18 protein-coding genes are annotated in these 21,427 nt (G+C 44.1%); 4 read left to right on the top strand and 14 right to left on the bottom strand.

Translation table 11 applies throughout. The annotated features are described in order from the left end of the window. Positions 1 to 3 precede the first annotated feature (3 nt). The 9 genes from GJV22_RS11650 to ric form a co-directional block, all read right to left on the bottom strand. Complete coding sequence (locus tag GJV22_RS11650) at positions 4 to 453, bottom strand: SRPBCC family protein (protein ID WP_163713358.1); 450 nt, start codon at positions 451 to 453, stop codon at positions 4 to 6. Between the two features lie 369 nt (positions 454 to 822). Continuing rightward, complete coding sequence (locus GJV22_RS11645) at positions 823 to 2,013, bottom strand: DUF438 domain-containing protein (protein WP_163713355.1); 1,191 nt, start codon at positions 2,011 to 2,013, stop codon at positions 823 to 825. Between the two features lie 4 nt (positions 2,014 to 2,017). Then, the gene (locus tag GJV22_RS11640; protein WP_163713352.1) at positions 2,018 to 2,536 is read right to left on the bottom strand and encodes a DUF1858 domain-containing protein; all 519 of its coding nucleotides are present in this window, start codon (positions 2,534 to 2,536) and stop codon (positions 2,018 to 2,020) included. A 4-nt stretch (positions 2,537 to 2,540) separates the two neighbouring features. Then, the gene (locus tag GJV22_RS11635) at positions 2,541 to 3,782 is read right to left on the bottom strand and encodes a DUF438 domain-containing protein (protein ID WP_163713349.1); all 1,242 of its coding nucleotides are present in this window, start codon (positions 3,780 to 3,782) and stop codon (positions 2,541 to 2,543) included. Between the two features lie 96 nt (positions 3,783 to 3,878). After that, positions 3,879 to 4,589, bottom strand: coding sequence for an aspartate/glutamate racemase family protein (locus GJV22_RS11630; protein ID WP_163713347.1), 711 nt, complete (start codon positions 4,587 to 4,589; stop codon positions 3,879 to 3,881). After that, positions 4,540 to 5,175 (bottom strand): HPP family protein, encoded by a 636-nt coding sequence (locus tag GJV22_RS11625; protein WP_163713344.1) that lies wholly within the window; start codon positions 5,173 to 5,175, stop codon positions 4,540 to 4,542. The genes GJV22_RS11630 and GJV22_RS11625 overlap by 50 nt, the downstream gene beginning before the upstream one ends. Continuing rightward, positions 5,162 to 5,608: a hypothetical protein gene (locus GJV22_RS11620; RefSeq protein WP_163713341.1), complete on the bottom strand. Its 447-nt coding sequence runs from the start codon at positions 5,606 to 5,608 to the stop codon at positions 5,162 to 5,164. The genes GJV22_RS11625 and GJV22_RS11620 overlap by 14 nt, the downstream gene beginning before the upstream one ends. A gap of 100 nt (positions 5,609 to 5,708) precedes the next feature. After that, positions 5,709 to 6,146 (bottom strand): RrF2 family transcriptional regulator, encoded by a 438-nt coding sequence (locus tag GJV22_RS11615; RefSeq protein ID WP_163713339.1) that lies wholly within the window; start codon positions 6,144 to 6,146, stop codon positions 5,709 to 5,711. Further along, positions 6,146 to 6,862, bottom strand: coding sequence for an iron-sulfur cluster repair di-iron protein (ric, locus tag GJV22_RS11610; RefSeq protein ID WP_163713335.1), 717 nt, complete (start codon positions 6,860 to 6,862; stop codon positions 6,146 to 6,148). The genes GJV22_RS11615 and ric overlap by 1 nt, the downstream gene beginning before the upstream one ends. A gap of 109 nt (positions 6,863 to 6,971) precedes the next feature. Here ric and GJV22_RS11605 point away from each other — a divergent pair, with 109 nt between their 5' ends. Next, a complete protein-coding gene (locus GJV22_RS11605) occupies positions 6,972 to 9,212 on the top strand; it encodes a nitric-oxide reductase large subunit (protein ID WP_163713332.1) in 2,241 nt (746 codons plus the stop codon). A 278-nt stretch (positions 9,213 to 9,490) separates the two neighbouring features. Here the strand turns inward: GJV22_RS11605 and ccsA are convergent, their stop codons facing one another. From ccsA to nrfH, 5 genes are all read right to left on the bottom strand, one after another. Further along, on the bottom strand, positions 9,491 to 10,291 hold the full coding sequence (ccsA, locus tag GJV22_RS11600) for a cytochrome c biogenesis protein CcsA (protein WP_163713329.1): 801 nt from the start codon (positions 10,289 to 10,291) through the stop codon (positions 9,491 to 9,493). After that, complete coding sequence (locus GJV22_RS11595; protein WP_163713312.1) at positions 10,278 to 11,519, bottom strand: cytochrome c biogenesis protein ResB; 1,242 nt, start codon at positions 11,517 to 11,519, stop codon at positions 10,278 to 10,280. Before GJV22_RS11595 ends, ccsA begins: the two co-directional genes overlap by 14 nt. Before the next feature lie 113 nt (positions 11,520 to 11,632). Beyond that, the gene (locus tag GJV22_RS11590) at positions 11,633 to 12,850 is read right to left on the bottom strand and encodes an alginate export family protein (protein ID WP_163713309.1); all 1,218 of its coding nucleotides are present in this window, start codon (positions 12,848 to 12,850) and stop codon (positions 11,633 to 11,635) included. Between the two features lie 25 nt (positions 12,851 to 12,875). Continuing rightward, a complete protein-coding gene (nrfA, locus tag GJV22_RS11585) occupies positions 12,876 to 14,390 on the bottom strand; it encodes an ammonia-forming cytochrome c nitrite reductase (protein WP_163713306.1) in 1,515 nt (504 codons plus the stop codon). A 41-nt stretch (positions 14,391 to 14,431) separates the two neighbouring features. Continuing rightward, entirely contained in the window at positions 14,432 to 15,001 is a 570-nt protein-coding gene (gene nrfH, locus GJV22_RS11580) for a cytochrome c nitrite reductase small subunit (RefSeq protein WP_163713302.1), read from the bottom strand. Positions 15,002 to 15,821: 820 nt separating this feature from the next. Between nrfH and GJV22_RS11575 the strand changes: the two genes are divergently transcribed. The 3 genes from GJV22_RS11575 to GJV22_RS11565 all read left to right on the top strand — a co-directional run bounded on the left by GJV22_RS11575 (position 15,822) and on the right by GJV22_RS11565 (position 21,421). Next, complete coding sequence (locus GJV22_RS11575; RefSeq protein WP_163713298.1) at positions 15,822 to 16,364, top strand: sigma-70 family RNA polymerase sigma factor; 543 nt, start codon at positions 15,822 to 15,824, stop codon at positions 16,362 to 16,364. Between the two features lie 195 nt (positions 16,365 to 16,559). Beyond that, positions 16,560 to 17,729 carry a FecR family protein gene (locus tag GJV22_RS11570; RefSeq protein WP_163713295.1) on the top strand — a complete coding sequence of 390 codons (1,170 nt, stop codon included), beginning with the start codon at positions 16,560 to 16,562 and terminating at the stop codon, positions 17,727 to 17,729. An 86-nt stretch (positions 17,730 to 17,815) separates the two neighbouring features. Further along, the gene (locus tag GJV22_RS11565; protein WP_163713293.1) at positions 17,816 to 21,421 is read left to right on the top strand and encodes a SusC/RagA family TonB-linked outer membrane protein; all 3,606 of its coding nucleotides are present in this window, start codon (positions 17,816 to 17,818) and stop codon (positions 21,419 to 21,421) included. Positions 21,422 to 21,427: the final 6 nt, after the last annotated feature.

Raw genomic sequence — 21,427 nt, 5'->3', positions numbered from 1 at the left:
CGATCATGCATCCGGAATCTCCGGCTCCACCAGTTTTTTTAATTTTTCTAATGATTCCTGCCATCCCAGGTAGCACATCTCTACCGGAATAACAGCCGGGATTCCTTCCTGCACAATATGCAAGTCGGTGCCGCATGAAACCTTTGTCAGCCGGACTGTTGTGATCATCTTTCCGGGTAAATTGGGATCGTCAAACTGATCGGTGTATTTGATAAATTCATTGGGCTTTATTTCCAGAAATTCGCCTCCGAAGGAATGGCTATTGCCAGTCGAAAAATTGGTGAAAGACATTTTGTAGCTTCCTTTTTCTCGAAACTCCATTTGATGTATTTTACAAATGAAGCCATGAGGAGGCAGCCACGAGGCATAGGCATCTGAATTAGCAAAAGCCCGAAACACTTTATCGGGAGAAGTCGTCAGAACGCGATGTAATATTACGGTGTTGTTCGACATGATGATTTAGTTTTAATGAATTAAAAGTAGGTTAGAAATCGGAAGGCTCTCATTTTATTTTGACTTCCGCGTCAATTGTGCCCGCCCTGATTCTCTGGGCTCATCGCGAGATTACACTACTCCATCTAAAAAATCAGTGACAGCACGATAACGTTTTGCCTGTTTGTTCTATTTTATTCAACATTTTAGTTTTGGAAAAAGTTTTTAGAACTGGGCCAAGTGCGATTAATCGTTCAAAAGCATAATTGTAAGATTTGATAGGCTGATAAAACATCTAATAGACAGGCTACAGCTCAGAAGATATAAAGAAATAACAACAGTAGGCCACAAAAACACGTGTCGGTGCGCCACTGCATATCAATCGTGCTCTTACCAGTCCAACAGTCTCTTTTCTCCTTCTAATGCCTTAATCCCTGAAATTTCCTGGGATACCTCAATCACACCCTTGTAGGTTCCCTGCTGATCCCGAACGGCAAAGTATTGAATGAGAATAAATTCGCCTTTCATGTTAATCCAAAAGTCGGCATGATCTTTTTCTCCTTTCCGAAAGGATTCTACAATTTGTTCTACAACATGAACGCTTTCGGGCGGATGACAGTTGCTCACCTTACGTCCGATAATGGCTGTGGTGCGCGGAAAAATTCGCTTTGGCGGTGTAGAAAAATAGCAAACCTCGTTGTTTTCGTTTACATAAGTGATGTCGACCGGCAGGTGGTTAAAAATAAGCCTTACCTGTTCAACGTTCAGTTTACCGGTTCCAAGATTGATTACATCTCCTTCAAATCCGGTCTCTGATTTTGCGCTTGGTTTGAGAGCCGGTTTGATATAGGGATAGCCAATATCAAAGCCTTGGCGGTTCATGCTTTTAAGTTGATTTTCACCGATGGTTGAAAGAATATATGGAAACAAAATTCGTTCTTCCCGGAACTTGATAGCATGCATATTAAAGAAGATATCGCCCACGCACTTTTTGAAAGATCTTAATTGAATATTTCCGTTCCGTAACTGCGTTAATACAGTTTTTATATTTTGGCGGATATCGTCATGAAACGACCACATAATCTTTAAGCAGCGGTAGTCGGGCCAGGTTTGCTCGATGACAGGGAAGAGCACATTTTCCTTAATGGTATAATGCTTGGCGAATATTTCAAGCTCGGTGAAGAGCCCGATAAGTTCTGTTTGGATTTTTTTATCTCCGGAATCTTTTACAAAAGCCTTAAAAACCGGGCGAATTTGATCCAGCAGAAGCTCCATTTCACCATTGTTTCGCTCCAGAATTCCTAAAAACGAATCAGGTTCCGGTGTAATCCGTTCGAAATTCAGGATGGGGAGGTGGAAAATATTAAGCAGTTTGTTGGTCAATACTTTAATATCTTCCATCGGGTAGCCGTCCCGAATGATTTCATCAAAAAGAGTGATGAAATCGCTTGGAATCACTGTCGGAATGAAGGTTTCGTTTTCGACGACAAATGCATGAGCATTACCTGTTTCAAGTATCTGTTTCGAAACCTCTTTTAACTTTTCAATTCGCCCTTGTTTGGTATTTGTAAATTCTGACATTCAGTTAGTTTTTAAAATAGACCCAATATTCGTCTTCTCCTTTTTTGTCCAGCCAGTGGTGGTAATTCAGGCTTAGCGATTTATCGATTAACGGAGCAGGGATAAAGGGTGCGACAACCTTTAGTGTTTCGTTACCCTGTAATCCTTTTATGACAGAGAGGACCTCGTGGACCGGCTGCTCACCGGCGTTCAGTATTTCGCGAATATCGATTGTCCGGGTAATTTCTGTCTGGTCGAACCACTGGGGCTTTTCTGTGATGTAATTACCAGTCTCCTCAATGATCGTTTCCACGGATGTTTGCCCGATTTCAGATCGGAGTCTGGTGATCATTTCTTCCACCTTTACACCGCCAACGATGGCCGCCTGGGCCAGTGTGGTTACCCGGGCAATGGTTTTACGCAGTACCGGGTTTTTGAGCTTTTTGAACGGAGGGGCGATGTCAATCAGGGTCTCTTCCAATTGGGGATAAGCCTCCAAAAGGTCGTATACTTTTGTTTTCGGGGTTATAATTAATTTTTCCATAGCTTCATTTCTTTTCATCTGAATAAGACAGAATTCTCCTTTCACCTTCCAGTGCCCTGTTTTCTGTCAGGTCTTGGGACACTTCCAGTGTGCCGAGGTATTCCCCGTTATCATCACGCAGGGCGAAGTATTCAATCTTGATGAATTTGCCTTTCATCTGAATCCAGAACGGTGCGTGCGATGCTTTTCCTGTCTTGAAATCATCCAGTATTTTCTCAACAATGTGTGTACTTCCGGGCGGATGACAGAGTCGTACATCGCGGTTGATAATGGAGCGGTTGCGGACAAAAATGCGCTCTTTCCCCTGTGTAAAGTATTTTACCTTGTCATTCTTATCCACAAAGGTCATATCGAAAGGCACAGAGTTCAGAATAGCCATGATCTCTTTCGCGGTAAAGCTTCCCGAAGGTAACTGAATACTGCCGTCCGTGGAGACGCCTGTTTCCTCTTTTTCTGTGCTTAGGCCTTCCGGCAGCCATTCAACAGCAGGATCGTACAGGCAAAAACCAAATTCAAGTGTTTGTTTGTGAATGTGCCACCAGTCTTCGGTTGTCAATACGTCCATGCTCATCGGGAAAAGAATCTCCTCTTCCTTTTGGATCATATCGGTCAATGCCTGTAAGCTTGGAAAGAAGAGCAATTCCAGAGATTCTGCCAAATCGGGTTTTGTTAATTCTTTTGTTTGCAGGACTTCGATGCAGCCCCTTAACTGTTCTCTGATTTCATCATGTTTTCCCCACATCACTTTGGGTGGGCCGGTAATATCGTTCTTTTCAAGATAGGGAAAGACCAGGTATTCTTTACGCTGATAGTGTTTATCTACGTCCATCAGTTGGTTAAATAAGGCTTGCAAACCAAAAATGTAGGCAGGGAACTCTTCGTCCTTGACGGTATTCAGTTCTCCCAATGCCCATTTCGCTTTGTCGGCCACTTTTTTCAATTCGATATTTTCTCTTGTGAACACATCAATCGGGTGACCTTCCGGAATATCTTTTGCGCCGCTTAAATCAACATTTCCTTCCAAAACCGAACCGTGGACATCGCATAGTTTCAGAACTTCTTCTTGAGGAAGTCCCTCCTGCATGAGTTCCTGTTCCACTTCAACCACTTCGCCGTAGGGGATATTTGTTAATGACTCGATTAATTGGCGACGAACTTCTTCTGCAGATTCACCTTTGTGTAGTTTTAAGATCAATGCTTTTAAGCGTTCTTTACGATAGCGTGAGTTATTGATTAATTCACTCATAACATTGTATTTTGGTTGTTTTTACTCTGAATCAGTAATTGTGGTTCATTTTTTCCTGAGCACGATTTTTAGACAGGGAATTTCTCTACTATCGGATTACCGGGTATCCCGGGCAAAGTATTCTTGAATTATGGCTTCAACATGAATCTTGGTGGTGTTTAGAAACGGAATATCCAGGTAGTTTGTTTCATGGAACATCAGCGGAAGTTCCGTGCAGCCAAGGATAACCGAGTCGATATCATTGCTGGCTTTAAATTCGGCAATTAGATGCAGAAAAAGATTTCGGGATTCATCTTTAATGATTCCCAATTCCAGTTCGGAAAAGAGGAGATGATTGATTTGGCTTATCTGAGATTCATTTGGGCTGATAACTTCGAGCCCGTGCCGGCGGAACAGTTCGTGATAAAACTGGTTTTTCATGACGAATTTCGTTCCGAGCAGCAAGCAGCGTTTCAGTTTCATTTGAACGGCAGTTTGGACGCAGGCTTCAACAATACTAATTAGTTTCAATGTTGTTCCAGATTGAACTTGGTCGAATAGCAGGTGAGGCGTATTAGCACTGATGGCACCAAAGTCTGCTCCCGCTGCCAATAGTTTATTCAGGCTCCCGGCAATGTAATCAGCAGCAAGCCCGAATTCACCCTTTTCAAGTAAGCCGATAAAATGATCCATGTTGACACTGTAAATGATCATCTCGGGGTAGTCCAGTTTCCCGTTGTTGGTTTGCTTAAAAGAGTCAATTAGTTGGTTGTAATAATCAACCGTTGCTTCGGGACCCAAGCCTCCTATTAGTCCGATAGTTTTCATATGCTTTGATTTTTATTGGTATTTTGAACAACTCGTTGTTCGGATAGCTCCTGTCTTTGGGAATGTTGTTGGAAATGAGTGCAATGGTCAGCAAAATGGTAACTCCCGTTGAAACGGGGTAAACCAGGTACCAATACCCCAATCCAATGACTTTGGGAGTGCCCAGGTTGGCGATCAATGCAGTGGCTCCTCCCGGAGGGTGCAATGTTTTGGTGCATTGCATGGCTATGATTGATAGCGAAACAGCCAATGCTGCATTTAGCCAAAGCAAATCCACCCCACAGAGCAATTTGTAAATCGTAACGCCAATAAAGGCACTGATCAAGTGGCCTCCGACCAGGTTTCGGGGTTGAGCCAGCGGACTGTTTGTTGCACCATAGATCAGGACAGCTGAAGCTCCGAATGATCCAATCAGGAAGACCTTGTCACTCATCTGAAATGTGCTGAATGTTTCGTGGATCAGCCCGATAAGCCCAATGCCGGTAAATGCCCCGATAAAAGTCCATATATGATCTTTGGGCGCGACGATCGTCTGTCGATAAACAATGTATCTTGCAATCCGGTAATTTTTTCTAATTCTGCTCATTGTTTGTCAGTTGAAACGCCATCACAATTAGACATGTAACCTTTAGAACTTCCAAAACACCGTAAAGGAGATGGATGGGGGAGCTGGTCGGGTGCCCACCTTCTATGATTATATCTGCACGGGCAGATAGATGGGGTAGCAGCCATATGGTTTGGAGTAAGAGCACTAGCGTGACTGTTGAGAGCAGAAGTTTTAAGCTCAGGGTGGATGTTTTGTGCTTTTGAGGGACGATAAGTACAAGGAGCCAGCTTAATGCAGCGAAAATTAATTCCACCTTATTCAACGAGGAAAAGATGAGCTTTCCAATTCTCAAGCCAATATCGAGGCTAACACCTTCAGCACGGAACTTTAGCCAGGCTTCAAAAAAGCTGATGGCCGAAACAAATCCGGCCCAATAGACAGGAATAATCGTACGAATTCTCTTTAGGTACATGGATAAACGGATGTTTATATATTTTTTATGAATAGATGATTGCTGAAGGCAGAAAACCAGCTTTGCTTTTGAAGCAGCAAGACGACTTAACTTTTGAAAACTAAATGACTCTGTTCAGAACAGCTTTTCCTTCCCTTATTTTATCAGAAAGTGATTGGATTGTTTCGGTTTTGACGATCTGGTAAAAACCATCTCTTACTGTTTTGTATTGATCATGCAGTGGGCATGGATTGTCATTGTCGCAGGCCTTCAACCCAAATCCACATTTTCGAAAGAAGGCATCGCCTTCCAATACGCGGATTACATCATACAAAGTCGCCGATTTCTGATTATCCCTGAAAAAGAATCCACCGCCACGTCCTTTCATTGATGAGAGGAGTTCGTGGCGGGTCAATGTATGCAGAACCTTGGCGCTGAAGGCTACCGGCGCCTCGATCTCTTTGGCAATTTCTTCAACACCAGGCCGTTTTTCCTGCTCATTTCTCAGGTGAACATAGACTAACGCACGAATAGCATACTCTGTACTTTTGGTAATCATCAATTGTTTTTCTTTAATTCCTTGAACAAAGCTAATGCTTTTATAAAAAGGATATTATTTTCCAGGTGAATATGCCGGTGTAAATCGCGCTCAAATGCTTGCAATGTTTCGTAAGTCACGCGAAATGTATTACATCCGTCCGGCGGACAAGAGTAGGAACCTGAAAGTCTGGAGATGCGTTCGAAACGGTCGCCTTCAGTCTGGTGATCTTCCAGCATAACTTGCAAAGTTTTGTCAAAATCACTGGATATTCCCGATAGACTCTGCATAAGTGTCATTTTGCGGATCGCTGGGAATACAATTGATTCTTCCATTTTCAGATGTTCAGTTAATGCATCTGATGCCCCGTCAAAAAGGAGTTTGATTTCAAACAGCTCTGGATGATTAGCTCCGTGAACATCACACAGCTTTTGCAACTTCGCTTGCAGGAAAGGTACAGTTTGGTAGATGTAGCTGTGGTGGGTTTTCTCGATGTATCCACAAAGTTCATCAAGTGGCATATTCTCAATATATTGAGAGTCGGGGTCTGCTTTGCTAACTATTTTGTTGACCTCATCCAGTATTTGGGTGATGTTGAGGTTGCGATCAGAACAGGCTTTCTCCAAACTGATACCGCCTCCACAACAAAAGTCAATTTGATGTTGCTCAAAAAATGGTGCCGTTTGGAAATTAACCCGAACGATTTCTCCGATTTTAGATTTCTCTGTGATTTGCATAGCTTTTCAATTTTGTCTTCGCAAATATATCTATTTTTATAAAAAGACAAGCGGGTCATTTTATAATTTTATTACATTTGTCGAATAATCGTTATTAAATCTACTAACTATGAATGTAAAGAAACTCTGGATCGGATTTATTCTGGTCATGCTTATTTCGTTCGGCATTTTAGGTTATTACGGACGTGAAATCTACCGGCAGGCACCGCCAATCCCGGAAAATATAATTTCAGCTAGCGGTCCAGTTGTGTGTACCGATAGTGATATTAAAGACGGTCAGAACGTATGGCAGTCGATGGGGGGCCAGGAAGTTGGTTCCATTTGGGGACACGGAGCATATAAGGCACCGGACTGGACAGCCGACTGGTTGCATCGTGAAGCCCTGTTTATATTGAATCACTGGTCTGAGAAAGAATTCGGCCAATCCTACCAGCAGCTTGATAATGAAAAGCAAGCTATGCTTCAGAAACGTCTGCAGAATGAACTTCGGAAGAACACTTTTGATTCGGCAACCAATACAATTACCATATCGGATTTACGGGCCGAAGCCTTTCAGACAATTAGTAAACACTATGCCGGGCTGTTTATGGCTGATCCTGCGCTTGCAGATTTGAGGGAAGCGTACAGTATCCCTGCGAATTCGATTAAAGATGAAGCTCGAATGGCTAAAATGAATGCCTTTTTCTTTTGGGCATCCTGGGTTACCGTGACCGAACGTCCGGGCGATGATATTACCTACACCAATAATTGGCCGGCAGAGAAGCTGGTTGGAAACGAGCCGACAGGGGCTTTGCTCTTATGGACAGGATTTAGTGTGATTGTTTTGTTGCTGGGAATCGGTTTGCTGGCTTCTTACTATGCCTCAAACAGGGAGGAAGAGGATCATGATGAGCTTCCGAAGGTAAACCCGTTGTCGGGAACAAAGATGACCCCTTCGATGAAAGCCACCCTGAAGTACTTCTGGGTTGTTACAGCACTAATCCTGGTACAGATTATCATGGGAGTCATCACGGCACACTATGGGGTTGAAGGCTTGGGCTTTTATGGTTTGCCTTTAGCTGATTTCTTACCGTACTCCATTTCCAGAACCTGGCATATTCAACTTGCAATTTTCTGGATTGCTACTTCGTGGCTGGCGACAGGCTTGTTTATCGCACCGGCTATTTCCGGGAAAGAACCAAAATTCCAACGCTTCGGTGTCAACTTCTTATTTATTGCACTCTTGATTATTGTGGTTGGTTCGCTTGCCGGTCAATGGATGGGCGTTATGCAGAAGCTCGGGCTGGTTGAGAACTTCTGGTTTGGACACCAGGGGTATGAGTATGTCGATCTCGGTAGATTCTGGCAAATCTTCTTACTCATTGGTCTTGTGCTTTGGCTCTTTTTGATGGGGCGGGCGATTTATCCCGCAATTACTTCAGAAAATAAAAACCGACACCTGTTGACGATGTTTTTGATTTCATCGGTCGCTATTGCTGCTTTCTACGCAGCCGGACTAATGTGGGGTAGACAGACTCACTTGGCTATTGCTGAATACTGGCGCTGGTGGGTGGTTCACCTGTGGGTTGAAGGTTTCTTTGAGGTGTTCGCGACCGTTGCTATAGCCTTCCTTTTTGTGAGAATGCAGCTAATTAAGTCGTCGATCGCAACCTCTAGCGTGCTTTTTTCGACAATCATCTTTTTGTCGGGCGGGATTATCGGAACCTTCCACCACCTCTATTTCACCGGTACGCCGACTGCAGTGCTGGCCTTGGGAGCTACCTTTAGTGCCTTGGAAGTCGTACCCTTGGTATTGATGGGATTCGAGGCATATCATAATATCCGTCTAAGCAGGGCTAAGGACTGGGTTGCGGCATACAAGTGGCCGATCTATTTCTTTGTTTCGGTTGCTTTCTGGAACTTCCTGGGGGCCGGAATCTTCGGGTTCCTGATTAATCCGCCTATTGCTCTGTATTATATGCAGGGGCTGAACACAACTCCTGTGCACGGGCATACAGCCTTGTTTGGAGTTTACGGTATGCTTGGAATTGGATTAATGTTATTTGTGCTGCGTGATATGGATCTAGGTGTTGTGTGGAAAGAGAAGAATATTAACGTGGCATTTTGGGCAATGAATGTTGGCTTGCTGTTAATGGTTGTCTTAAGTGTTCTTCCGGTTGGTTTGGCTCAAACTGTAGCCAGTGTTAAACATGGATTATGGTATGCCCGCTCTGCTGAGTTTTTGGAAACACCAACGCTGGAAACAGTCCGTTGGCTGCGAGCCATCGGTGATACTGTATTTGCTATTGGAGCATTTTATTTGGCTTGGTTTGTTTTCGGACTGAAAGGTGGATGGTCTGTGAGAAAGTGATGGGTTTAACTGATTATAGTTCTCAAAAGGGTTCAGCTATTTTGGCCGAGCCCTTTTTTCTTGATCAGACTGCTGACCTTGCTACGTCGTATTGGTGCTGTACTCCGTTTTAATGCATTTTTTCTAGTTGTAGTATTCAAAAAAATCTCCTGTAAAAGCTATTGTGGTGTCATTCAGGATATATTCTTTGGCTGATCTATGCAAAGCGGCATAGATCTTTAGGAATAGCGTAGAGAGTGTTGTTCCCAGTTTAGGGGAATTCAGTTTTATGAAGTTACCTAGCTGCTGTATGTGTGTACGCTGTTTTGTGCGGTTGGCAAATAGTTAACGCCAAACCAGCAAATAAGCAACAGGGCAAAGGCGATGACCAGAATCCACATGGCTTGTTTGTGATTATCGTTATGCTGGTAGCGGTAATGAATGTAGATGAGGTAAGCCGTCCAAGTAATGAACGCCCAGGTTTCTTTAGGATCCCAAGTCCAGTAATGTCCCCAGGCTTCTTTCGCCCACAAGGCTCCAAACAGCAGGCCCATGGTCAGGAAAGCGAATCCCAGATACACAAAGTTGTCGGCCAGGTCCGGAACTTCCGACCAGTTTTTTCTTCGGTAGTCCATGTAAATAGCTTTCAAGCCGGCTAAACTTGAAGCGGCCAGCAAGGCATAGGCAAACATGTACACAATGACGTGAGGCACAAACCAAATGCTTTGTAAGGCCGGCATCAGGCTTTTATCGTGCGTTTCGGGTTTCAACAGGTTTATCAGCAAGAAGAGAGCGCCCATAAACAGGCTGTATAAAAGCAGCCAGTTGTATTTCCAGCGGCGAAAGCTCGCAATACCAATGGCCGGTAACAGCAACGAGTACCATAAACGGGTTTCACCCAGCGTTCTCATGGGCGGCCGGTCGATGCGGAGCCAAAGTAAACCGATGAAAATGGCTAAAACGAGGGTGCCCGCAATAGCTGCCACGCTGGCCCAAACCTGTGTGGTCCGACTTTTGGGTTTTATCACAACAAAGGCTGAAGCTGCCAGCCAGCAAATAAGGCTAACAGCAGTAAAAGCTTCAAAATTAATCCAAGTCATGGTGTACTCCTTTCTTTATAGCAGCGCCGTCGCGCAAGAGGAACAGTGTTCCAACCAACAATAAAAACACGCCGATGTACACAGCAGGCAACCAAGGGTCGCGTACCAGTTCAATCACACTCAACTCCGACCATCGGCCCTTTTCCACGTCGTAACTCAGCTGGTACAGTTTCCATCCGTGTATGCTGAAGGGTTTATTCACTTCGAGTGTGGTCGTGTATTGTTCGCCATCGGGAAATAAAACACGGATGTCGGATTGAAATTTTTTGGGTTCGGGAGGAAGCATTACCAGCGAATAAGGATCGCCGACTTTAAAGGCGAAAGGCTGCTGGAGGAAGCTGCCCGAACTAATCCATCCACTACTGCTTTGACCATTGGTGGTATCGGTTACCTTTAGCAAGGCAGCCGGCGGAGCTCCGATTTCGTTTACCGGCTCAAAACGTTCGCCGATATAACCTGATTCGGGCAGATATTTTTCCACTTCGACCCGGTAATTGCCGAGCATACACGGCGCATCGGCCAATGAGAAATACTGGCTTCTTTTATTTTGCAGCACAATTTTCCCGGAGTTGTGGTCAATCAGGGTGATTTTCGGGGGGTATTCTTCCAGTTTGAAATCCTTCAACTCAATGGCCAGCGGAAGTTCCACAAGTCGACCATTTTCATTTTTGGCTCGCCATTCCACCTTGCCTTCGTAGCAAGCCATGCTCAGTCGTTGCAGGTCACTGCTGCCAAGGCTCGCTGCGACCAAGGTCAACCAAAGTCCCAGGTGATTGAGGATGTACCCGAGGTTTTTCACCTTAAAAGGAACGAGGCGTTTTAGGGTTGCCATGCCCAGGCAACTCAAAAAATACAGGTTGGCCTGGGCAAAGAGCCAGGAACTTGTCAGGGAATTTAATCCGATTGCGTTAATAAATCCGGAGGAAGATTTTGTTTGCGGGATGACTCCCATTAAGATTGCCAAACCGCAGTAAAGCGCCACTGAAGTGACTGCGGCCGGAACCGAGCGAAACCATTTGACAACGCCGCTGTTGCGATAGAAAAGGTGAAGGAGTGCAAGGATGCCTGAAAAAGACAAAGCCAGGTATAAGTTGCCAGGCCACTCCGGAATTTGTATTCCTCGGCCGTGCAACGTCAGTTGCATGGCAAAACCAATGAGCACTAGTCCTGATGCAATCACAATTCCTTCCCGGTAGGACCAGGGAGCTTGCCAGGTTTTTCGTTTCATAGTAGTATTGTTTGTTTGGAAGATATTGTTTTCGGGTCTGAAAGCAAATGATCAAAAAAGGGAGCCATGGTCCGGAATGAACTGGGCCCCCGAATACAAATTTATTGGAACACTTATTTCAGAAAGTTCGGTGTAACCGTAAGCATGATATAGCCCCAGTAGTTGGAGGTTGATTTATCGCCGTCTTTCAGCAATTCCATGCTGTCGGTGCCGAATAACATGGAGTAGCCGCAACTAATGCTTGCTTCGTCACTGATTGTATAGGCTGCCTGCAAGTCTATTTCGGTGCCTAAACTCCTTCGGGCGTTGGCGCTGATGTCTGCAGCAGCAGCAAAATAGTGGATATGTGCATCAATACCGAGTTTATCCTTTTTGTATCCGTATTTCAGATAGAAGTCGTCAAGCCCAACACTATTCAGATGGTTGCCAACGTAGAAGTAGTCCATGTAACCGTTGAACTTGTGGTTGGTACCATACAAGGGGGTGAAGGATTTTGCTTTGGTGTCGTCGTAAGCATTTCCCGAGAGGCGTTCGAACCCGAGAGTGAATCCTTGTTTGACTGATGCTTCCAACAGCAGATTATAAGCGCTCAGTTCCGCGTTCGCGGCCGTTTTGCCGGTTTGCAGATAAGCATTGCCCGCAAAGTTTACCGCACCGATAGCAAAGCTTGCGTGTCCGCCAAGGGTTTGGTTGTACCGCACTTCCTGTTTATCGCCGGTTGTTACAGCAAGGCCGTTGTTCAGGGCCAGTAAACTCAGGCTGGCTTTGTCCCATGTCTTGTTGAACCATAAAAATTGAAGGTTTTTATACGCATCGGCTCCATCGTAGAGGTTGTTAGCCGGATTGCTGTTTTCGTGGTGGGCAAATCCAAAATGCAGATTGATGTCTTTTTGGTACTTCAGAATAAGCATGTCGTGTGAGCGTGCTTGTTGTGCCCAGCCGACGTTTCCGAAAATACGCTGATCGTCGTATACAACTTCCTGGCGCCCGGCTTTTACCGAAAGGGTAGGGGTTAGCAACATTTCAGCCCAAGCCTGATGAATGGAAGTTGCATAATCTTCATTAGTTGTTAGCTGCGCCTGACTTCCCCAGATGCGAACATCCTGCAAACTCATCATCGTAATCACTTTTTCGGACTTGTACAGTGCATTGAGGCGGGTGCGTTGTGAAGTGTACCACGATGCATCCTGGTCGGGTGTTGCCAGTGTTTTGTATCCGTGGCTGACTTCAGTACGCGGGCGAAACTCGCCGTTTAGACTAAATTGAGCATACACTGGGCTAGCCGCCATCGCCAAGAGGGCGACGACGGATAGGATAATTTTTTTCTTCATGTTTTTAAGTGTAGGGGGAACCGAATTAATTTATCGATACTTTCCAGCCATTTTCTCGTTCTTTGGCTTTTTGCAGCCATTGCGGAACAATGGTTTCCTTGAATACTCTTTTCTCTTCGTTCAGCTTTTCCATATCAAGGCCAATAAACTCCTGTGCTTTCGCTTTGGTACTGATATCCGGGTAAGGCAGCTCTTCGTTAAAGCCTTTCGAAGCCAGTAAACGGGCCAGGCTGATGCGGGTTTCCTGGGCAATCGTGATACCGGTTGCAATAATGCGCCCAACTTCAATTGGGGCATGGAACGAAGCTCCGTGACTTGCTGCTGCATAATCCCAACGCCATTGTGCATGGCGGATTCCCATCAGAATATCGTTCATTTCAGCATCGGTTGCTCCCAAATCCCAGGCTTTTTTAGCTTCCAGGTGGGCACGAACAAGCAATTCCTCCAGCTTGTCGCGGTTCTCAATAATTTTATCCTGACGCTCGTAAACGTTTTGCACTAATTTTAAGGTTTCCTCCCGGTGACAAACCTGGCAGGAATTGGCCACGTTATTCAGCGGTGACTGAATGTGGTGGTCAGTGAATTTTTGACCGCCTTCTGATTTGTATGGCATGTGGCAATCGGCGCAGGATACGCCCCGTTGTGCGTGGATCCCCTGCAGGTAGATTTCATAACCTGGGTGTTGCGCTTTCAGCATCGGTGTTTTACTCAACTGGTGTGTCCAGTCACTGAAATTCATTTCATCGTAGTATTCTTCTGCAGCTTCAACAGTCATTCCTTTCTCCCATGGGAAAGTAAGGTAGTTGGCGCCTTCCACCTTATGTTTGTCAAAATAATATTCCACATGGCACTGGGCGCAAACCAAGCTACGCATTTCCTGGTGGCTGGCTTTGGTAACATCTTTACCCATGCTTTCAAAAGCTTCCACCAAGGCTGGACGAGTAATACGCAGATTCATCGTGTTTGGATCGTGGCAATCAGCACAGCCAATCGGGTTCACAATTTCGGAACCCAAACGTGCCCATTTGCCTTTATAGAATTCGGCGACGCCTTCTTCCTGCATAACTCGAGGAACATCGGGGCTTTTGCAAGTCCAGCAGGTTGATGGCATTGGCCCGTCTTCATCATTGGTGGGACCACCAGTACGCAAAATATCACGGACATCATCTACAGCATAGTAATGGCCGCGGCCTTGATTGTATTCTTTTGAAAATGCATAGCCGGCCCAAAGTACGACCATGCGAGGATCAACTTCGAGCATGTCAATTTTATCACTGCCATTGTATTTACTGCGGAAAATGGTGTCGGCAGTTTGGTAGTAGGATTGGAATTCGCGCGGATAGTTTTCTCCCCAGACCTGGTTTCGGGGTTCATTTTCTGAAATTTTCACTTTTGGAACATTTACAAAGCTAGCTTCTGCACGGCGTTCCATAATTGAAGAGGCAAGTAATCCGAGCAGGAAAACAACAAGTAGAGTGGAGAAAAATAGGAGCCACCCCATAATTGGTCTTTTTTCGACGATAGTTTTGAGTGATTTCATTTGGTCAGTATTTTGTTGATATTTTTTGAATGAATAGAATGTTAGTCGTTAAGTTTTTTAATCCAGTCAGGTACCGGGCTTTCTGGTAGTGGCACCTGTGCATTGGGGGTACTGGACAGGCTGTTTACCCGGCCGTGCGGGACTTCGCGATGGCAATCCCAACACACACGTGAGGTTCGGTTTTCTTCGTAATTGGCAAGACAGCCGCTTTGGCGAGCATCGAGCAGCTGGCGTTCATGGCATCGAATGCAGTTTTGGTGGACAACTTCAGCACCTGCCTCGTGGATAAAAATCACCTGGGGTTCCTGTCGAAGCGTAAAAATAGTTGCGTGGCGCAAGCCGTCTTGTGCTTTAAAGAAGTACTTGTTCAGAACATTGTTGTGAGGAACATGGCAGTCGTTGCAATTGGTCCATTGCCTGTGCGAACTGTGGTTCCATGTAGCGTACTGCGGTGCCATAATGTGGCAGTTGACACAGGTTTGCGGATCGTCCGATAAGTAGGAATGTGCCTTGGATAGGTACACCAACAGGCAAAACAAGCCTGCCAAAATACCCATCGAAAGGATTACCGGGATCTTCCAGATTTTTGGGGGTAAAAGGCGTTGAATCATGTTGATTTTTTTGTTTTATAGTCTAAAATTATGACGTTTCTGAATACTAATTTGTAACCAATGTTACAAACTAGGCACTTTGTGTAAAATAACATGTGAGAGGTAGATCGTCCTCTTAATTTTTTGTTTGGCGGATAGCTTTTAAGCGACAAAAGAGAAGTTCAGAATCGGAAATTAATAGGTCTTCTGTGCATAAAGATGTTGCGGACCGGAAAATATTAAAGTCTTCAGTTGATTATTTTCAATTAAATTTGCCTATATTTGTATTGTAATGTATTGATTATCAATCGAGACTATATCGAGACCTTTAGATTTAGGCGTTTGCGAAAATATTGATAATCAGCTGGAAATGGAGATAGGTTCGAACCCCAGCTGAGTCACACCGAAAAAAGATAAAGCCTTGCAAGTAAGTAACTTGTGAGGCTTTTGTTTTTTATTGGTGTCAAATTCGGTATAAATATCTTTTTTGCCCATGAGGCTTTCTTTTTCCAATCCGAAACCCCAACCCTATGGGTTTGAAAAAAAATACGGTATGAAGCTACTGTGCTTTTTATTCCGTTTCCTTTTTCAAAGCAGTTCCCGGAGCTTTCATTCTTGCGAATCTTTGATATGGTTTATTTGAGGAGATAAATGGTGTAATAGTGTATTGCGACACCGAGGCATTGAAAGACTGATTAAGTCGTATCTTTAAAGTATCGAAAATTAGAATGAGCTACAATGTATCTAAACAGTATGTAGTGAATGGCTCGTTTTGAACACATTTTGAAAGATTAATGAAATATCCTGCTATTTTTGCTTGCTTTGGAAAAAATGCAGCTTGATGACTATGTTTAGAGACGAAGTGATATTGGATGTATTAAAAAGCAATAAGAATGAAGGGATTCGAATGCTTTTTGACCAATATTATTTTGTTTTGGTCGTATATGCAGAGCAATTTGTGAAAGACAGAGGTGTAAGCGAAGATATTGTACAGGAGCTGTTTGTCAGGCTTTGGTCGCACAACTATCTCGAAAAGATTGAGCCCAAAGATTTACGCTTTTATTTGTATCGAAGTATTAAAAACACGACATTAACCCACCTCGGTAAAAATGACCTGCTTCGAAATCCGGAAGAGTTACAGTCGGGCCAAATTGCCGAAGAAGTGTTGCCCCGGCTGGATGAAGTCAGGTTGGAAACGGTGATCAAGGAAGTTTCGAAACTTTCGGACCGAACAAGGGAAGTCGTAGTGAAAGTGATGATGGAGCATAAGAAATACCAGGAAGTCGCGGATGAAATGTCCATCTCCATCAATACCGTCAAATTTTTACTGAAAGAAGGCTTGAAGAAAATTCGAAGCCGCCTGTCATTCAATGATGAGGAGTGATTTCAGTTTCGTCGATTCATTATCAACTTCATTTTAATCAAGACGTTCGCCCCCGGTATGGCATGCGTGTTACATTCGCGTAAAAGTAGTTTGGCAAGCTTAAAAGATACCCAGAGATAATATTTTTTGATTTTTTTTCAAAAAGTACCTACCCGTTTTGTCGTTTTGGTAGTCTTTATAGAAAAGGCAATCAAAATGACAGAGTTTCCCGATCATATTTTCGATTTATTAATGAAAGAATTAACCGAAGGACTCGACTTCGGGGAAAATGAACAGCTGCGACAGTGGCTCGGCAAATCGGAGGAAAACAGGACTGTTTACCGCGAAATGCAGGAGTTGTGGTTGAGCGGAAGTTTGGCAGGTCTGAAAACAGGGAAGAGAACAACCACTGCCTGGGCGGAAATTTCGACTCGGGTAAATGCCCGGAAAAAACGTAGACTGCTTTTAACTGCCGTTTCGGTTGCGGCATCGGTCGCCATAATGGTAGGTGTCTATTTGGGTATGGAGCAATTTCGGGGCAATACAGATAATCAATGGGCCGAGTTGAACATGCATGCTGTTTCGACTGAGTCGGTTCGTTTGGTCTTGCCTTCGGGTGAGGAGCTTGCTCTTGCTGATTCCGTTCGTGGTGATTTGGACGTCGATGGCGAATCTGTTTACAAAGATTTGTCTGGTATTTTCTATCACGACTCGTTGAATGCAAAAAGCCAGGTAGCTTCTGTTATTCATGAATTAATTATTCCCAAAGGAGGACATTATGTGCTGACTTTAGTTGATGGTACCACTGTGACTTTGAACTCGGAATCGTCCATTACATATCCGACACACTTTAGCGATTCATTGCGGGAGGTTTGGCTCGAAGGAGAAGCCTATTTCGATGTGGAACACAATCCCGCTAAGCCGTTCATTGTTCATTCGGGCGGTATGAGAACCCAGGTTTTGGGGACCCAATTCAATGTCAAAGCTTATGACGGAGATGTGCGTCAGTCGGTTACCCTGGTTGAAGGTTCGGTTGAGCTTAGCATAGCAAGCGAAAAAGTAAGGTTGAAGCCGGGATTTCAGTTCTACCGGGAGACCGGAGAACAAGGCCAAAGCGGGGTGGAACAGGTGGATACGTATTTGTACACTTCATGGAAAGAGGGCATCATGTATTTCGACGACATTACGCTGCAAGAGTTGATGACCCGACTGACCCGCTGGTACAATTTCGATTATGAATTTAAAGATCAAGCACTCAAAGAGCGTTTGTTTACAGGCGGCGTGAAGAAGGGGGACGACTTGCAAAAGATTTTCAGCCTGATTGGAATGGTTAACGACGTATCGTTCTCAATTAAAGGCGATCGGATTATTATCGACAAAAAATAAAAGCAGACAAGTAGTTGCAATACCTGTCTGCTTCGAGTTAATAAAAAGGGATAGCTCCCTAGTTAAAATGTTTAATTCTCAAATGTATGAAAAAATTTCTATGGAAAAGGTATGTGCAGCCCGATAGGTGGCTGAGTGGAAGGTTAATTATCCTGACCTTCCTTACCCTTCTGTGTTTTGATCAAGCAAATGCGCTGTCGCTGACAGATCTGCAGAAAAAGGTGACGGTGAATTTTAAGGATGAGCCGTTAAAGGAAGTTTTAAACGAAGTGCAGCGTCAGAGCGGAATCATCATCATGTATAGCAGTGAAAAACTTGATGTTTCGAAGAAAGTAACTGTAAATTTAAAAGATGCAGAAGTTGGAAGTGTACTCAACTTAGTTTTAAAAGGAACCGGTTTAGTTTTCGAAGTGATGGATAGCTATATTCTGATTAAACCGGTTGTGAAGGAAGTAAGTGGGGATGAGTATGGCAAAATTGAAATTAAGGGAAATGTACTGGATGAAGAACGTTCGCCTTTGCCCGGAGCTACGGTAGTTGTAAAAGAAACCCGAATTGGTGTTACAACCGATAGCCAGGGAAATTTTTCGCTGTTAACCAGTAATCGTGACACAATTACGCTGTTGTTTTCGTTTATCGGACTTAAAACAAAAAAGGTGGTTTACAATGGGATAAACCCGGTGAAAGTTCGAATGGAGCGTGATAATCACCTTGTTGAAGATGTTGTGGTTACTGGTTATCAGACGATTGATGAGAGTCGTGTCGCTGGTGCTGTCAGTAAGGTAAAAAGAGAAGATTTGAACCTAAACACGATCAATTCGATTGAACAGGCTCTGCAGGGTAAACTTCCCGGAGTAGCAATTACAAATGTTAGCGGAGAAGTAGGGACGAGACAGAAAACGCGTGTTCGCGGTACTTCAACTTTTATTGGTAATCAGGAACCCATTTGGGTCGTGGATGGAATTATCCAGGAAGACCCCCTTCCGTTTTCATCTCAGACACTCGACGCTCAAGGCGGTATTAACCAGGATAACTATGATTATATCCGGAACTACGTTGGGAACGCGATTTCCTGGTTGAATCCAAATAGTATTGAAGATATTACTGTTTTAAAAGATGCGTCGGCAACGGCTATTTACGGGGTTCGTGCAGCGAACGGCGTTATTGTTGTTCGCACGAAGCAGGGAGAGGTTGGTCCTTTGACTGTATCCTACTCGATGGGGATGAATATCGCAGAAAAAGTAACCTACAATAAACTGGAATTGATGAATTCCAGGGATCGGGTTGGCGTTTCACGCGAGATTTTCGAACGAGGTCTTGTTGCAGATTGGTCGGATGTAAAGCTCGGTTTTGCCGGAGCGTTAAATGATTATTTCGATAAGAAGACGACTTACGAAGAGTTTAATGCTCAAGTCGCTAAGCTGGAATCAACAAATACGGATTGGTTTAACATCTTGTTTCGAAACCCGTTCAGTCAATCCCATACCATTGGTGTATCCGGAGGAAATTCGCGACTTCGAGTTTATTCGTCTTTGGGCTTTGCCGGCCGTAATGGTACTGCTATAGGGAATGACACTCAGGATCTGAATGGTTCGATTCGACTTACAAGCCAGGTGACAGATAAATTGAATGTTGGATTCACGATTAGCGGGAGCAAAACAAAAACTGATGGTTTTTATGACGTCAGTCCATACTCTTATGCGACAAAAATCAATCGCGCAATTCCGGCTTTCGACGACAATGGCGATTTGTATTATTATTCAAAAGACAACGGTTACTTGTATAACTTCATCAATGAACGTGACCAGTCGGGTAACGCGAATAACATGCAAACGGTCAATACCAACTTGAATGTGAATTATAATATTTCCAGAAGTTTGAGAATTAATGTGCTGGGAAGTTATAACATGTCTTCAACGGAAGGTCAGTCTTATGCAACGGAGCGGACTAATGCCATGACGGATCTTCGGGGGTATGAGTATGGGGAATCAACAGCAACCGAAGGAGGATATTCTTCGTCGCACTTGCCGGTGGGCGGAATTTTAAATGAAGATACAAACCGCTCGGCAAGTTGGAATTTTAGAACTAATTTATCTTATAATAGCTTAATTGCGAAAAAGCACGCTTTGACAGCCCTGCTTGGTTTCGAAATGCAAAGTGTAAAGTATGATGGTTATTCGTCAACGGTATATGGCTACCTGCGTGATCGTGGAAAGTCATTTGCAGTCTTGCCCACAACCCTTACATCCTACGGCTTTTCTTACGCAAATTATTTGTTGGAGGCGAATACGAACAGTATTAGAGATCGGTTGACTAATAATGTGGGGTATTACCTAACCTTGAATTATGCCTACGATGGTCGTTATGTGGTGAATTTTAGTGCTCGTGGAGATGCGTCGAATCGATTTGGGCAGTACCCGAACGAGAAATTTAACCCGGTTTGGGCAGGTGGTTTGCGTTGGAATGCCAGTAGAGAGAAATGGTTGGAAAGCTCTGCTTGGCTATCTGACTTAAGTATCCGGACATCATTCGGCTACCAACGGAGTATGTCTGCTAGTTCTAGTCCGAGTTTAATTGTTTCCATTCCGGGTACAGGTGTAGGATCGGCCAGTAACCAGGTTTATGATGTGAATACAGGAGAATTCTTATTGAACATTAAGAATTTACCATATAAAGACTTGCGCTGGGAACAGACCTGGTCTATGAACTCAGGTGTTGATCTGAGTTTATTCCAGAACAGAGTGTATGTATCTGCGAACTATTATCGGAAAATCGGTAAAGATATGATTTCCAATCTGGACATACCCTACGCGTATGGCGTAGAGACGATGCCGGTTAACGGGGCGAGTATGAATAACTTCGGTACGGAATTGACCGTTGGATTTTCGCCGGTTCGTACGAAGAATTTTGTTTGGAGTCTGAACTTCAGTACATCGAAGAACAAGAATGAGGTGACAAAAGTTGGTACTGAAAGCGCTATCACCTGGCGTACTGCTGTAGCAGGAGCACTCTACAAAAAAGGATATGCTTCAGGCTCATTCTGGGCATTTAAGTACGATGGTGTAGATCCGGAAACCGGTTACCCGATTATTGATCTCTCGGTGAAAGACGGTGTGGATCCGGATAAAGACCCAACGGCTTATATGGTATACGCAGGGAAAGCTGACGCAGATTTTAACGGTTCCATTTCCAATAGCTTTCGTTATAAACAGCTTTCGCTCAGTGCTAGTATGTACCTTCAATTAGGAGGAAAGAAATTCTTGAATCCACCGTACCAGTCTTCAACCATGCCAACAGAGTATGAGAATTTGTCGGCTGAGTTGAATGAGAGGTGGACACCTTCAAACACAAATGCGTCACTTCCTGGTTTGCCTGATCAGTACGTTTACAATAACGCGGTAGAGTTACCAGGTACGAACGATCAATACGCTTTTCTATATGATATGTATACTTACAGCACTGATCGGGTTGTAAATGCTTCATCGTTGAGAGTGAATTACCTGAGCCTGAGCTATAATTTATCAGAAAAACTGTGTAATAAATTGAATTGCAAGGCTGTCAGCCTGGGACTTGGGGTATCGAATGTTTTTTCGATTGTTAGCAAGGACTTTCACGGTCGTGACCCGGAAGTTGCTACAGGCAACCAACCGCGCACCCGTTCTTATTCACTTAATTTGAATGTCAACTTTTAATTGAAA

It is taken from the genome of Mangrovibacterium lignilyticum (genome assembly GCF_010882175.1).
Lineage (GTDB): Bacteria > Bacteroidota > Bacteroidia > Bacteroidales > Prolixibacteraceae > Mangrovibacterium > Mangrovibacterium lignilyticum.
The sequence above is the reverse complement of the archived record's forward strand: the minus strand, read 5'-3'. Positions and strand labels throughout refer to the sequence as shown.